We start from the raw sequence: 14,079 nt of genomic DNA, 5'->3' as shown, positions 1-14,079 counted from the left end.
GCCCCCGAGATCAGCACGGTGAAACGATTGACGCCGTCCGCATGTGACGGGTGAGGGGAGGAGCATGTCCAATCTGCTCGATCTGCTCGTGGCAGGTCTTGCGACCGGGGCGATCTACGCCCTCGTCGCAGTCGGTTTCACGCTGCTGTGGCAGACGTCGCAAACCATCAATTTCGCGCAGGGCGAATTCGTCATGCTGCCGGCGTTCCTGATGCTGGCGGTGATGCACGCCGGCGCGCCATTCTGGCTCGCGATCATTCTCGGCATCCTGCTATCGCTGCTGCTGCTCGGGCTCGGCTTCAAGCTGCTGCTGGTCGACCCGATGCTGCGGCACGGTGTGTTGCCACTGGCGATTGCGACCATGGCACTGGCGATCGGCATGAAAGAGGCGGTGAAGCAGTTCTTCAGCGCAGAAGCATCGCCGTTCCCCTCCATCGTGCCGGCCGGTGACGTCTCGATCCTCGGCCGGGTGGTCTCGTTGCAGAGCATCGGCGTGCTGGCACTCGCGATTGCGGTGGTGATCGGCCTGACTGCGCTCCTGAACCGCACCTCGATCGGCCATCAGATGCAGGCGACCGCGCAGAACCCGACGGTCGCCCGCATCATCGGCGTGCCGGTCGAGCGCATGATCCTGATGACTTTCCTGATCAATGCGTTTCTGGTGGCGCTGGCCTCGCTGCTGATCACGCCGATCTATCTGGCGAAATTCTCCTCCGGCGAAGTGCTGGGGCAGGCCGCCTTCATTGCGGCGATCGTCGGCGGCTTCAACCAGGTGCGCGGCGCTATCGCCGGCGGGCTCTTGATCGGTGTGGTCGACAATCTGTCGGCCGCCTATGTGTCGACGCAGTACCGCGCCGCGGTGCCGCTCATCCTCCTGATCGTCATCATCCTGTTCCGTCCGCAAGGCCTGCTCGGCCGGCCTGAGGAGCGCACGGTATGACCGCAACGGGCAAATATTTGCGCATCGCGCTCGGGATCGCCGTCATCGCGGCGCTGATCATCGTGCCGATGAATTTCAACCGCTACGGCCTCTACATCCTGAGCCAGTGGGCGGTGATGACGATCGCGGCGATGGGGCTAAACCTGACACTGGGCTATGCCGGCCAGGTCTCGCTGGCGCAGGGTGCGTTCGTCGGCATCGGCGCCTATGCGGCGGCGATCATGACCACGCAGGGCATGCCGCTGGTGGCCGCGCTTGGCGTCGCCATCGTGCTATGTTTTGCGATCGGCTGGATCCTGGGTTATCCCGCGCTTCGTGTGCAGCATCATTATCTTGCGTTCGTGACGCTGGCGTTCTCGACGCTCGCGTTCCTGGTGTTCCGCAATGAGGACTGGCTCACCAAGGGCATCTACGGCATCTCCAACATTCCACGGCCGAACGTCATGGGCTTTGCGACCAACCGGCCGCTGCCGTTCTATTATTTCTGCCTCGGTTCGCTCGGCATCATCTCGCTGGCGATGTGGTGGCTGATCCGCTCGCCGTGGGGCCGCGCCTTCGTCGCGTTGCGCGAAAATCCGGTGCGGGCGCTGTCGCTCGGTATCGACACGCGACGCTATACGCTGATGGCGTTTGCGATGGGATCGGCGCTGGGCGGCGTGGCCGGCACGCTCTATGCGCCGCTGACGCAATATATCGATCCGGTTCCGTTCAACCTCTCGCTATCGCTCGACCTCTTGATGATGGTGATCGTCGGCGGCTCCGGATTCTTCTTCGGGCCGTTCCTCGGCGCGATGATTGCGGTGCTGCTGCCGGAGTGGCTACGCTTCACGCAAGGCTATTACCTGATGCTCTACGCGGTCGCCGTGATGCTGCTCCTGATCTATTCGCCGACCGGCATCCTCGGCATCCTCGATCGCTATCTGGCCGAGCGGCGCACCAGGGCGGCGTCGGCGCTGCGCGCAGTCGCCAAATCCCGACTGGAGACGGCGCCATGACCGCGGTCCTCGAAGTCAGCGAAATCAAGAAGAGCTTTGGCGGCATCAAGGCCGTCGATGGCGTCAGCTTCGACGTGCAGGAGGGCGAGATCCTCGGCCTGATCGGCCCGAACGGCTGCGGCAAGTCGACACTCTTCAACTGTATCCTCGGGCAGCTCACGCCGACCGATGGTGAGGTGAAGGTTGACGGCAAGGTCGTCACCGGATTGCGGCCGTCGGAGCTCAATCGTTTGGGCGTCAGCCGCACCTTCCAGCTCCTGCAGGTGTTTCCGAAGCTGTCGGTGCGGGAGAATCTCATCCTTGCCGGGCAGGAGCATCAGGGCAACATGGCGTCGCGGCTGTTCGGCCCCTCCGATGCCGGACTATCGGCTGCGGCCGATCAGATGATCGGCTTCTTCAAGCTCGATCATCTTGCCACCGAAGCCGCGGGCGGGCTCTCTTACGGCCAGCAGAAACTGCTCGATGCCGCGATGGCGTTCATGGGCGGTCCGCGTCTGGTGCTGCTCGATGAACCCGCCGGCGGCGTCAATCTCACCATGCTCAGCGATCTCAAGGAGCGGCTGGCGGCGATCAACCGCGAGAAGCGTGCCACTTTCGTGGTGATCGAGCACAACATGGAATTCGTGATGTCGCTGTGCACGCGCGTGATGGTGATGGCGGAAGGCAAACTGCTGGCGATGGGCACACCAAGCGAAGTCCGCGCCAACCCCGCCGTCATCGAAGCTTATCTCGGCCATTGAGGGATCGATCCATGAGCGACGCCATCCTGGATGTTCAAGGCCTCGTCGGCGGCTACGGCAAGATGACGATCCTCAACGGCACCACCTTCTCGGTGCCCGCAGGCTCCATTACCACCGTGATCGGCCCAAACGGCGCCGGCAAATCCACCGTGTTCAAGGCGATCTTCGGCCTGCTGAAGCTGCGCGAAGGCAGGGTGATATTCAAAGGGCGTGACGTCACCGGGCAAAGCCAGCGCGAATTGCTCAATGCAGGCGTCTGCTACGTCCCGCAGGGACGCAATATCTTCCCCGAGCTATCGGTACGCGACAATATCCAGCTTGGCGCCGTCGTCGCGGGTAAGGACATCACCGACCTGCCGGCCCGGATCGAGGCGGCGCTCGACAAGTTCCCGGCGCTGCGCAAGAGGGCAACGCAACAGGCGTCCACGCTGTCGGGTGGCGAGCAGAAGCAGCTTGAAATCGTCCGCGGCCTGCTGCTCAATCCGCAACTGGTGCTGATCGACGAGCCGTCGATCGGGCTTTCGCCGCTGATGGTGCAGCAAACCTTCAACATTCTGAAGGATCTCCGCGATCGCGGCGTGTCGATCCTGATGATCGAGCAGAACGCCCGCTCGGCGCTGGAGATTTCCGATTACGGCATCGTGCTCGAACTCGGCCAGACCCGGCTTGTCGACACCGCGCAGCGCGTGCTGAACGATCCCCGCATCGGACAATTGTTCCTGGGCGGCGCCATGACGGAGACTGCCGCATGAGCAAGCACTCGATCGCCACCGTTTCGCTCAGCGGCGCACTCGACGAAAAGCTGCGCGCCATCGCCGCCGCCGGCTTCGACGCCGTCGAGATTTTTGAGAACGACCTGCTGTCGTTCAGCGGCAGCCCGCGCGACGTCGGCCAGATGTGCCGGGATCTCGGGCTGTCGATCTGCGCTTTCCAGCCGTTCCGTGACTTCGAGGGCATGCCGGAGCCGCAGCGTGCGCGCAATTTTGCACGCGCCGAGCGCAAGTTCGACCTGATGCAGGAATTGCAGACCGACCTGATGCTGATCTGCAGCAATATTTCACCGGCCTCGCTCGGTGGTATCGATCGCGCGGCGGGCGATTTCCGCGAACTGGGCGAGCGCGCCGCGGCGCGCGGCCTGCGCGTCGGTTATGAGGCGCTTGCCTGGGGACGTCACGTCAACAACTACCGCGACGCCTGGGAGATCGTGCGGCGCGCCGATCACAAATCGATCGGTGTCATTCTCGACAGTTTTCACGCGCTGGCACCGTCGTTTCCGACCATGCCGATTCAATCGATCCCGGCCGACAAGATCTTTCTGGTGCAACTGGCCGACGCGCCGAAGCTCGGTCTCGACGTGCTGTCCTGGAGCCGGCATTTTCGCTGCTTCCCGGGGCAAGGCGATCTGCCGGTCGCCCAATTCGTGGAAGCCGTGCTCGCCACCGGCTATGCGGGGCCGCTGTCGCTGGAGATATTCAACGACCAGTTTCGCGCCGGCTCCGCAGTCCGTACGGCGACCGATGGACTGCGCTCCCTCATCCTGCTCGAGGATGACGTCCGCGGCGCTGCGTCCGCCGCTCCGGCAATGCCGCTGCAGCCGAAGGCGAAGAGCCGCGGGGTCCGCTTTATCGAGTTCGCCGTCAGTGAAGAAAAATCCCGCGACCTTGCAGCGTTGTTCGGCCGGCTCGGTTTTCGCAAAACCGGCGCGCATCGCAGCAAGGATGTCGAACGCTGGTCGCAGGGTCATATCGATCTCGTGATCAATTGCGAGCCGGACGGCTTTGCGCATTCGCACTTCGTCGCGCACGGTCCCGGCGTCTGCGCCGTCGCCATAGACGTGGATGACGTCGGCAGCACCATGGCGCGGGCGGAGGCGCTGAAGGCGCGGACCTTCTACCAGCCCGTCGGGCCCGGCGAACTCGAGATTCCGGCGATCCGCGGCGTCGGCGGCAGCCTGCTGTATTTCCTGGAAGAGGCCGGCAAGAACTGGGATCTCGATTTCGAGCCGCTGCGCAGCGATGCGGCGAGCGATCGGCTCGATGCCGTCGATCACATCTCGCAGTCGATGCCCTATGACGAGATGCTGTCGTGGCTGTTGTTCTACACCGGCATTCTCGATCTGGAGCGCCTGCCGCAGATGGAGATCGCGGACCCGGTCGGGCTGGTGCAGAGCCAGGCGCTGATCAATGGTAATCAGGGCCTGCGCGTGGTGCTCAACGGCTCATCCGCCACCCGCACGCTGTCGGCCCGCTTCATCCACGAATTCTTCGGCTCCGGCGTCCAGCACGTCGCGTTCTCCTGCAACGATATCTTTGCGGCGATCGCCGACATGCGCGCACGCGGTGCAGACTTCCTGAAGATCCCCGACAATTACTACGATGACATCGAAGCCAAATACGGCCTCGACGCCGCGACCATGACTGCCCTTCGCGACAACCAGATCCTCTACGACCGCGAAGGCGACGGTGAATTCTTCCAGGTCTATACCCACGCCTTCGACGAGCGGTTCTTCTTCGAGATCGTCGAGCGCCGCGACTATCACGGCTTCGGCGCCGCCAACGCCGCGATTCGGCTCGCGGCCCAGACCCGCGAATCGCGGCCGCTGACCATGCCCAAGGCCTGACCTGTACAACAAGAAAATCAAAAGGGAAGTGAAACGATGTCGATCGCGCGAGGAACGAACATCACCGCGGCGCTGCTGTTGGCCGCCTGCTGCCACCTGACACCGGCGCTGGCCGATCCGCTTTCCTGCGATGATGGCATCAAGACCGCGTTTCGCCCCGACGCCGATACCTCGGTCATTGCGGTGCGGCTGGTGAAGAAGGGCGAGGAGCTGAAGGCGCCGGATGCGCCGCAGCCGGTGACGGCGGCGGCCGATCTGTGTCTGGTGAAATTGCTGGTTGGCCCCGGCGCCACGGCGGAAAAGGACAAGAACGCGCGCTCCTGGTCGGAAGGCATCGGCATCGAGGTCTGGCTGCCAACGCAGGCGAATTGGAACGAACGTATCCGCAATTACGGCGGCGGCGGCTGGGTCGGCGGCGGTCATCGCTATGCCGACAAGATCGGCAGCAAGGTGCCGGCGATCGTCAATGCCAATATCGGCTACGCGTCGGGCACGACGGATGCGGGCCAGCCCTGGTACCAGGATGGTTCGTTCGCGTTTCTGTCCGATGGCAAGGTCAATTCGGAATCGCTTCGCGATTTCTCCGTCCGAGCCATGGTGGAGCAGGCCGTCAAGACCAAGGCGCTGGTCAACCTCTATTACGGCAAGGCGCCGAAATATACCTATTACGACGGCCATTCGCAGGGCGGCCGGCAGGGCATGAAGCTCGTGCAGGAATACCCCGAACTATACGACGGCTACATGATCGCGCAGCCGGCGCTGAGCATCGCGAAATTCGGAACGGCGGGGCTCTATCCCCAGATCGTGATGAAGACCGAGCTCGGCTTCACCTCGGCGAACAAGGCGGAGGCTACAGCGTTTGCCGCCAAGGTCGCCGCCGCCAACAAGCGCGCGGTTGCCGCCTGCGACAAGGCGGGTCTCGGGTTCCTGCTCGATCCCTTCTCTTGCGACTACAATCCCGCGCGCGACGCCGACATGCTGTGCGCCGGCGTGGCGGGCGAGGGTGTCACCGGAAGCAATGCCGATGCCGCAACCTGCATGAACCTCAAGGAGGCGAACGCGCTGAACAGGATCTGGTATGGCGCCACCGGCGATGGAAGTTTCGATGCCGCGCAGAGCGCGGACGCGCGGTCCGGCAAATCGCTCGGCAAGAACCAGCTCTGGTGGACCTTCACCAAGAGCACCGCCATCGGCAACCAGATCACCAGCGCCTCTTCCTACGGCGTCGCCTTGGCGCTGCAGGATGTCAGCTACGCCTCCGACGCCAGCACGGCGTCAGGCGATCCGATCGCGAACGGCTCGACTGGCGCACGCAATAAATGGCTTGAACTCGATTACACTGGCCTCGCCGACGCCGTGAACAAGGGCGTTGCGTTGCAGCCGACGCTGTTCAGCGACCTCATCACGGACAAGGCGGACCTTGGCAAGCTGCGCGATCTCGGCCGCAAGGTTATCGTCTATACCGGCCTTGTCGACGACGCGATCCCGCCTGCCGGCAATATCAATTATCACGAGCGCGTGGTGGCGGCGATGGGCGGGCCTGCGGAGGTGCAGAAGTTCATGCGGATGTATTTGCTGCCAGGTTCGGCGCACTCTTCGCAAGGCCGGGCCTACACGGTTGGCGGCAAGAACGACACCGTGCCGCTGCCGAAACTGCCAGGCAATGCCAACCAGACGCCGACGCGCGAACAGGACCAGTTCTTCAACGCGCTGGTGGATTGGGTCGAGAAGGACACCGCGCCCGGCGAAATCCTGCTGACGTCGCGCGACAACAGCGTCAGCTATCCCGTCTGCGTCTATCCGTTGCGGACGACGTGGAACGGCAACGGGGACGCAAAACAGGCGGCGAGCTATGGCTGCCGTTAAGTCGGCGGGATAGGATGGTGTGTCGTCGGCAGGGACGCCAGCACCGGATTGAGCATGATCGAACCCAAGGAAGCCGCCAGCAAGGCACGCGAAGTGCTTGGGCTAATCGGTTTTCTGCTAATCGCCACCGCTCAGGTCTCCAACATGATCCTGGCGCGTGGCGTTGCCGGAAGCGTTCCGCCGTTCTCGATCGCGTTTTTTCGCTGGAGCATCGTGGCGCTCGGCCTGCTGCCGGTCGTCGTGATGGCCCTGCGGGAAAAACCCGGCGTGTTGCACGGGCAGACGCTCGGCATCGTCGCGGCTGGTTTTCTCGGCATGTTCATCTGCGGCGGCCCGGTCTACGTCGCCGGCGTTACGACCTCGGCGATCAACCTGGCGCTGATCATGGCGCTCGCGCCGCTCGCGGTACTGCTGTTTTCTTTCGTGTCAGGCCAGGAAGCCATTCAGCGAAACCAGATCATTGGCATGCTGCTGTCGTTGGCGGGCGCAGCGCTGATCATTATCAAGGGGCAAGCCGCAGTCGGGGCCGGCATAGCGGTAGGGGACCTGCTCGCGCTGATGGCGATGCTGGGATGGGCCGGCTACACCCTGCTGCAGAACCGGGTCGGCAGTGGCGTGAGCTTTCTGGCGCGGATTGGTCTGTTCGCGGCGGTGGGCGCGCTGTTCTCGCTGCCCTTCGCCATCCACGAAATGTGGTCCGCACCATCAGCCGCGTTCAGCGGGCGCGCGGCGCTGGTCTATCTCTTCGCAGGATTGGTCCCGGGCCTTTTTGCCTATTCGGCCTACGCCTATCTCGGCGCGAAGTTCGGCGCGGTGTCGACGTCCCTGAGTCTCTATCTGGGCCCGATCGTCAGCGCCGTGCTGTCGATCATATTTCTTGGCGAGGCGCCGACCGTGATCCATCTGATCGGCGGCGCTCTGTCGCTCGGCGGCATGTGGTTGAGCCTGCAGGCTAAGCAGGGCAGGCCGCAATAGCCCGCCGCTCGCCTGGCCGGCGCTACTCCATCACCGCATGGTCCGGTGCGGCCGACTGGGCGCGCAGGGCGACCTTGGTCGAGCCGATCATGATCGCAAGGGGGATCGCGCAGGCAGTAAAGATCATCACCATCTGGTAGTCGTGCGAGAACGCGATGATCTGCGCCTGCACCTTGAGCATCATGTCCGCCATGGCGCGGCCCTGGTCGGTGGCGAGATCGATCATGCCGCGGACCGCAGGCATCTGCAGGGCGTGGTTGAACGGGTTGATGTGTTCCGACAGGACCGCATAGGTGTAGCGCGTGCCCTGCGTCAGTTGCGCGATCACGAGCGAGATCCCGATCGAGCTTGCGACATTTCGCATCAAGGTCAGCATCGAGGTGCCGTCAGTGCGCAGATGATTGGGCAGCGTCAGGAACGCCACCGTGGAGAGCGGCACGAACACCAGGCCGAAACCGAAGCCCTGCACCACGCTGATGATCACGATCTCGGTCACGCCGGTCTGGTCGGTCCAGCCGGTCATATAGAACAGCGAGGCCGCGGTCAGGCTGAGGCCCGAGATGATCAGCGTCCGCGCTTCGATATGGCGCATCAGGCGGCCGACCAGCATCATCGCCACGAACGTGCCGCAGCCCCGGCTCGCCAGCAGCAGTCCGGCGGTGATGATGGGATAGCCGATCACGTTCTGCAGGAAGGGCGACGACAGCGCCATGGTCGAAAACAGCACAAGGCCCATCACCGCCATGAACACGCAGCCGCCGACGAAATTCTTGTCCTTGAACAGCGCGAACTGGATGAACGGCTGTGGCGTGGTCAGAGAATGCGCCAGGAAATAGTAGAGGCCGATGGCCGATATGATGAACTCGGCGATGATCTCGTTGGATTCCAGCCAGCCGAGCTGCTCGCCGCGGTCCAGCGCAAGCTGCAGCGCGCCGATGGCGATGGCGAGCGCCGTGAAACCGAACCAGTCGAAGCGCAGTTCGAAGGCCTTCTTCGTCTCGTCCATGAAGATCATGAGGCCGAGCACTGTGAAGATGCCGAACGGCAGGTTGACGAAGAACACCCAGTGCCAGGAATAGGTCTCGGTCAGCCAGGCGCCGAGCGACGGGCCCATGATCGGTCCCATCATCACGCCCATGCCCCAGATCGCCATCGCCTTGGCGCGCTCATGCAGCGCGTAGGAGTCGAGCATCACCGCCTGCGACAGCGGCACCAGCGCCGCGCCGAACACGCCCTGCAGCAGGCGGAACACCACCATCTGGGTGATGTCCTGCGCCAGCCCGCACATTACGGAAGCAATGGTGAAGCCGGCCGAGCAGATGATGAAGATACGCTTGCGGCCGAAGCGGTTGGCGATCCATCCCACGGGCGCGGTCATGATCGCGGCGGCGACGATGTAGGAGGTCAAGACCCAGTTGATCTGGTCCTGCGACGCCGACAGCGTGCCCTGCATGTAGGGCAGCGCGACGTTGGCGATGGTGGTGTCCAGCGCCTGCATGATCGTTGCCGTCATGGCGCAGATCGTCACCATGTTCCGGCGCAGACCGGGAACGGCAGCCGATGGTGCGCCCGTCGTCATGGCGTTAATCGTGGTCCTGGTTGGCGACCGCCGGCGACAGCCCGAGCATGGCCGGCAGCGAGCGGCGATGGTTGGTGTCGATCGTGGCGTAGACGCTCATGCCCGCCTTCAGCTTGCGGACGAACTTGTCGTTCTTGTCGAAATAGATCCGCACCGGCACGCGCTGCACCACCTTGACGAAATTGCCTGACGCATTCTGCGGCGGCAGGATCGCGAATTGCGCGCCGGTGCCGGGCGAGAGCGATCCGACCGTGCCCTTGAACAAATGATTGGGGAAGGCATCGACCTCGAGCGTGACGGACTGGCCGACCGCGACATGGGTGAAATCGGATTCCTTCGGGTTGGCATCGACCCACGGATTGGAGGTGTCGATGATGCTGAAGACGGGCGCGCCCGCCATCACGAAGCGGCCGAGCTGAATCTGATCGACCTGCGTGGCGATGCCGGCCATCGGCGCGCGCATCACCGTGTGGTCGAGATTGCGCTGGGCCTGATCGAGCGCAGCCTTTGCCTGCGCGTAGGGCGGAAATTCGCCGAGCGGCAGCTCGGGATTGCCGAGCAGTTGCGCTTTTGCGGTGGCGATCTTCTGCTGCAGCAACTGGAACTGGGCGCTCGCGGTGACGAGGGCGGTGGAAGCATTGTCGAGGTCGAGCTGCGAGCCGAAATTGTTCTTCACCAGCGCTGACTTGCGCTCGACGTCGCGCCGCTTCAGGTCCATGCCCTGCTGCGAAAGCTCGCCCATCTGGCCGTAGATCCGCAAGTCGGCGATCAGATTGTCATAGGTGACGTTGGCCTGCGCGAGGCTGGCCTTGGCCTGCGCCACGGCCAGGCGGAACGGGACGGGATCGATCTCGAACAGCACGTCGCCTGGACCAACCTGCTGGCCCTCTTTCACGACGACCTTCTCGATCTTGCCGGAGATGTCAGGCGTGATCAGAACCTTCTGCGCGCCGACATAGGCATCGTCGGTGGTCACGTAGCGGCCGCCATTGAGATAGAACGTCACGCCGGCCACCAGCGCTACCAAAGGCAACACCACCAGCAGCAGGAAGCGGCGGTAGCGGCGCATGCCGGCCATCAAGCGGCGACGCGGTTCTGCGGCAACTTTCGGCCGGGACGTCGGTGACGCCGGACTGTTCTTCTGCTCGGGCGGGAATTTGAGCACGGGATCAGCCATAGCGCTGCTCCTTTCGCGGAGGTTCGTTCGCCGGATGCTGGATCGCGTTGCGAACGTTTTCCTTGATCTGGTCGAGTTGGGCGAGCAGGCGGTGGGCATCGGCAGGATTGATGCCGTCGAGCGCGGTCGCCGTCAGTTCGGAGCGAAGCCCGGCGAGCTTGCCGAGCAGCGGCCGCGCCGCCTTGCGCAGATAGAGGCGGTTGACGCGGCGGTCTTTTTCGTCGCCGCGGCGTTCGATCCAGCCATTGTCGCAGAGCTTGTCGATCAGCCGCGTCAGCGTGATCGGCTGCATCTCCATTTGTTCGGCGAGTTCCGACTGTTTCAGGCCCTCGGTGCGCTCGACCTTGGCCAGAACCGCCCATTGCGCGCGGGTGATGCCGTAGCGCGCCGCCTGTCGGTCGGCAAAGGCGCGCACCATCCGTTGCACCTCGCCGAGCGTAAACAGGAAGTTCATATCCACGGAACCGCGCATAGCCACTGCCTCCATAAGCTAGCGATATAATAAGCTTGCTTATGAATTCCGCATGGCGCGTTTAACAATGGCCTGATCCGCTTCCAGCACATGGCTGGGAACCGCGGGCGGCCGGGCTTTGGGATTGGCGTTCAAACTGCTACAAAAGCGGAATATGACCCTGACCAAGCCGACATTTCCCGCGCCCGACCACGATCACGGCCGCTGCACTGCGGAAGCGATGGCGCATGCCGAAGAGGTTTGCGCGCGGCGGACGCAGAAATTCACCCCGATCCGGCGCCAGGTACTGCAGGCGCTGCTGTCGAGCCACCGCCCGCTCGGCGCCTATGAGGTGATCGACGAACTCGCCAAATCGATGCCGCGGCCGGCGCCGATCACGGTCTACCGCGCGCTTGATTTCCTGATGGAGAACGGCCTCGTCCACCGCATCGAGAGCCGCAACGCCTTCCTGGCCTGTGCGCATGACCATGACGAGACCTCGATGGTGGCGTTCCTGATCTGCGATCACTGCGGTTCCGTCGGCGAAATTCCCGCCGCCCCCGTGGCGCAAAGCCTCAACGCGGCAGCGCGCGCGTCGGGTTTCGCGCCAAAGCTATCCGTCGTCGAGATCGCCGGCACCTGCGCGCATTGTCAGAAATAAGAGAACACGGCGGATAAGCCGGCCACGAGGATCGATGTCGTCCAAGCCAGGAGTATCCTCCGCCGGGCGTGCGCTCACACCGGGCGCCATCGCCTTGATGGTGATGCTGTGCCTGAGCTGGGGGTTCAACCAGATCGCGGTGAAGCTGGTGTTGCCGGACGTGCCGCCGATGCTGCAGGCATTGAGCCGCTCTGTCGGCGCGCTGCCGGTGTTGCTCGCGATCGGCTGGTTTCGCGGGGTGAAATTCTTCGAGCGCGATGGGACGCTGTGGTCCGGCGTGAGCGCTGGCGTGATCTTCGGCATCGAATTCGTACTGATCTATCGCGGCCTGCAACTGACATCGGCGTCGCGTGCCGTGGTGTTTCTGTACACGGCGCCGTTTTTCGTCGCGCTCGGCTCGTATGTCTTTCTCGGCGAACGGCTGCGGGCGCCGCAATGGGGTGGCCTGGCGCTGAGTTTCGCCGGAGTCGCGCTGGCGATCGGCGTCCCCCAGGCCAACGTCGACGCGAAGGTCTTGCTGGGCGACCTCCTGATCGTCATCGGCGGCGTGCTCTGGGCTGCCACGACGCTGATCATCAAGACCACGGCGCTGATCAAGGCTCCGCCGGAAAAGGGGCTCGGCTATCAGGTGGCGCTATCGATCCCGATTCTCGCTGCTGCCGCGTGGATATCGGACGAAGCCATCACCCACGTTCCCGGGCCGCTGTCGCTGTCGCTGCTGGCCTATCAGGCGTTCTGGGTGGTGGGTCTGACGTTCCTGTTGTGGTTCGCCCTGGTGAAAACCTACTCCGCCAGCAAACTGTCCGCCTTCACCTTCGTCACGCCGCTGTTCGGCGTCGCCGCCAGCTATTTCATCCTGCATGACACGCTGACCATCGCCTTCGGCGCCGCGGCGCTGCTGGTCATTGCCGGGCTTTATCTGGTGAACAAGCCGGATCCGAAGGTGGGGCCGGATCCGAACGTGCCGGCGTAGCGCTGCCGTCATTGCTTCGTCGCTATCGCTCCTCGCAATGACGTGGAGAGAGCCTAGCCCGTCTCGATCGGCAGCGTGGTGTCCTTGGCCCATTCGCCCATCGAGCCATCGTAGAGCGTGAGGTTGTCGTAACCGAGGCGGTGCAGCAGGAACAGATCGATCGTCGCCGAGATGCCGCCGCCGCAGTAGGCCACCACGCGCTTGTCTTTGGTAATGCCCTGCGCCTTGAATTTGGCTTCCGCTTCGCCAAGCGGGACGAAGGCCTTGGTCTGGGGATCGAGCAATGTGGCTGCCGAAACGTTGCAACTGCCGGGCACGCGGCCGGGCTGGCCGTAGCGGCTGGGCTCGAGTCCCTTGTGAAACTGCGGGCCGAGTGCATTGACGACGACGGTGCCCTGTTCGGACGTGGCCGCGAGCGTTTCATGCTTGCCGACGAAAAATCCACCCCTGGGTTTTGCCGTGAAGGTCGTTGGTGGATATCCCTTCGCCGGTCCGGTTTCGAGCGGACGGCCTTCGAACTTCCATTTGTCGAGGCCGCCATCGAGCACCACGACGTTCTCGAAGCCGAGCGATGTGAGCATCCACCAGAACCGCGTCGCCCACATCGGCGTGCCGATGCTGTACAGCACCGCCCGGCTGCCGTTGGACAGGCCGTGACGGCCGAACGCCCGTTCAAGCAGCGCGACATCCGGCATCATGAAGCGAAGCTCGGTATTGGGATCGGAAAATTCGCCCTGCAAATCCAGAAAGTCCGCGCCCGGAATATGCCCGGCGTCGAACGTGTGACGTCCGGGCACGGCGAGATAGGGGAGGGCAGAGCCTTCGGGCGCGGGTTCGAGATAGGTGGTGCAGTCGAACAGGCGCAGGTCGGCCTGGCCCAGAATATCCGCAAGTTCCGCCGTAGAGATCAGCCCGTTACGCCCCGGCATTGTTGGCCTCCCGTTATTTTAGCCAGATGCTAGAGCCCGCATCGGGCTATGAAAAGGCGGCCGGGAGGTGCTCTCGCCCTTTCAATTCGGCGATTCCTGTCCAATATAGCGGTTAACGGAAGACGAGGTCTTTTGCCCTGCTTTTGGCGGCCGTATCTGTCCTAAGCTATTGA

At 63.5% G+C, this 14,079-nt stretch carries 13 protein-coding genes; 9 read left to right on the top strand and 4 right to left on the bottom strand.

Translation table 11 applies throughout. From position 1 onward, the window contains the following. Nucleotides 1-64 precede the first annotated feature (64 nt). The 7 genes from ACVWVY_RS04610 to ACVWVY_RS04580 are packed head-to-tail and all read left to right on the top strand — an operon-like array spanning nucleotide 65 to nucleotide 8,136. A complete protein-coding gene (locus ACVWVY_RS04610) occupies nucleotides 65-940 on the top strand; it encodes a branched-chain amino acid ABC transporter permease (RefSeq protein ID WP_456625266.1) in 876 nt (291 codons plus the stop codon). Next, a complete protein-coding gene (locus tag ACVWVY_RS04605; protein WP_456625265.1) occupies nucleotides 937-1,935 on the top strand; it encodes a branched-chain amino acid ABC transporter permease in 999 nt (332 codons plus the stop codon). Before ACVWVY_RS04610 ends, ACVWVY_RS04605 begins: the two co-directional genes overlap by 4 nt. After that, complete coding sequence (locus tag ACVWVY_RS04600) at nucleotides 1,932-2,675, top strand: ABC transporter ATP-binding protein (RefSeq protein ID WP_456625264.1); 744 nt, start codon at nucleotides 1,932-1,934, stop codon at nucleotides 2,673-2,675. Before ACVWVY_RS04605 ends, ACVWVY_RS04600 begins: the two co-directional genes overlap by 4 nt. A gap of 11 nt (nucleotides 2,676-2,686) precedes the next feature. Beyond that, the gene (locus ACVWVY_RS04595; protein WP_456625263.1) at nucleotides 2,687-3,427 is read left to right on the top strand and encodes an ABC transporter ATP-binding protein; all 741 of its coding nucleotides are present in this window, start codon (nucleotides 2,687-2,689) and stop codon (nucleotides 3,425-3,427) included. Next, nucleotides 3,424-5,295 carry a bifunctional sugar phosphate isomerase/epimerase/4-hydroxyphenylpyruvate dioxygenase family protein gene (locus ACVWVY_RS04590; RefSeq protein WP_456625262.1) on the top strand — a complete coding sequence of 624 codons (1,872 nt, stop codon included), beginning with the start codon at nucleotides 3,424-3,426 and terminating at the stop codon, nucleotides 5,293-5,295. Before ACVWVY_RS04595 ends, ACVWVY_RS04590 begins: the two co-directional genes overlap by 4 nt. A 36-nt stretch (nucleotides 5,296-5,331) precedes the next feature. Then, nucleotides 5,332-7,161: a tannase/feruloyl esterase family alpha/beta hydrolase gene (locus tag ACVWVY_RS04585; protein WP_456625261.1), complete on the top strand. Its 1,830-nt coding sequence runs from the start codon at nucleotides 5,332-5,334 to the stop codon at nucleotides 7,159-7,161. 54 nt (nucleotides 7,162-7,215) lie between these two features. Beyond that, nucleotides 7,216-8,136 carry a DMT family transporter gene (locus ACVWVY_RS04580; protein ID WP_456625260.1) on the top strand — a complete coding sequence of 307 codons (921 nt, stop codon included), beginning with the start codon at nucleotides 7,216-7,218 and terminating at the stop codon, nucleotides 8,134-8,136. Nucleotides 8,137-8,158: 22 nt separating this feature from the next. Here ACVWVY_RS04580 and ACVWVY_RS04575 read toward each other — a convergent pair whose 3' ends face one another. The 3 genes from ACVWVY_RS04575 to ACVWVY_RS04565 are packed head-to-tail and all read right to left on the bottom strand — an operon-like array spanning nucleotide 8,159 to nucleotide 11,364. Continuing rightward, nucleotides 8,159-9,715: a DHA2 family efflux MFS transporter permease subunit gene (locus ACVWVY_RS04575; RefSeq protein ID WP_456625259.1), complete on the bottom strand. Its 1,557-nt coding sequence runs from the start codon at nucleotides 9,713-9,715 to the stop codon at nucleotides 8,159-8,161. A 4-nt stretch (nucleotides 9,716-9,719) separates the two neighbouring features. Next, nucleotides 9,720-10,892: an HlyD family secretion protein gene (locus ACVWVY_RS04570; RefSeq protein ID WP_456625258.1), complete on the bottom strand. Its 1,173-nt coding sequence runs from the start codon at nucleotides 10,890-10,892 to the stop codon at nucleotides 9,720-9,722. Continuing rightward, a complete protein-coding gene (locus tag ACVWVY_RS04565) occupies nucleotides 10,885-11,364 on the bottom strand; it encodes a MarR family winged helix-turn-helix transcriptional regulator (RefSeq protein ID WP_456625257.1) in 480 nt (159 codons plus the stop codon). Before ACVWVY_RS04565 ends, ACVWVY_RS04570 begins: the two co-directional genes overlap by 8 nt. A gap of 154 nt (nucleotides 11,365-11,518) precedes the next feature. Between ACVWVY_RS04565 and ACVWVY_RS04560 the strand changes: the two genes are divergently transcribed. Then, complete coding sequence (locus ACVWVY_RS04560) at nucleotides 11,519-12,004, top strand: Fur family transcriptional regulator (protein ID WP_247521939.1); 486 nt, start codon at nucleotides 11,519-11,521, stop codon at nucleotides 12,002-12,004. A gap of 34 nt (nucleotides 12,005-12,038) precedes the next feature. Next, nucleotides 12,039-12,977 carry a DMT family transporter gene (locus tag ACVWVY_RS04555; protein WP_456625256.1) on the top strand — a complete coding sequence of 313 codons (939 nt, stop codon included), beginning with the start codon at nucleotides 12,039-12,041 and terminating at the stop codon, nucleotides 12,975-12,977. A gap of 53 nt (nucleotides 12,978-13,030) precedes the next feature. On the opposite strand, the gene ACVWVY_RS04550 is transcribed toward ACVWVY_RS04555, so the two are convergent. Continuing rightward, nucleotides 13,031-13,906, bottom strand: coding sequence for a sulfurtransferase (locus ACVWVY_RS04550; RefSeq protein WP_456625255.1), 876 nt, complete (start codon nucleotides 13,904-13,906; stop codon nucleotides 13,031-13,033). Between the last annotated feature and the right edge of the window lie 173 nt (nucleotides 13,907-14,079).

The organism is Bradyrhizobium sp. URHC0002 (assembly GCF_054059515.1).
This window is presented reverse-complemented; position numbering and strand designations above follow the sequence as displayed.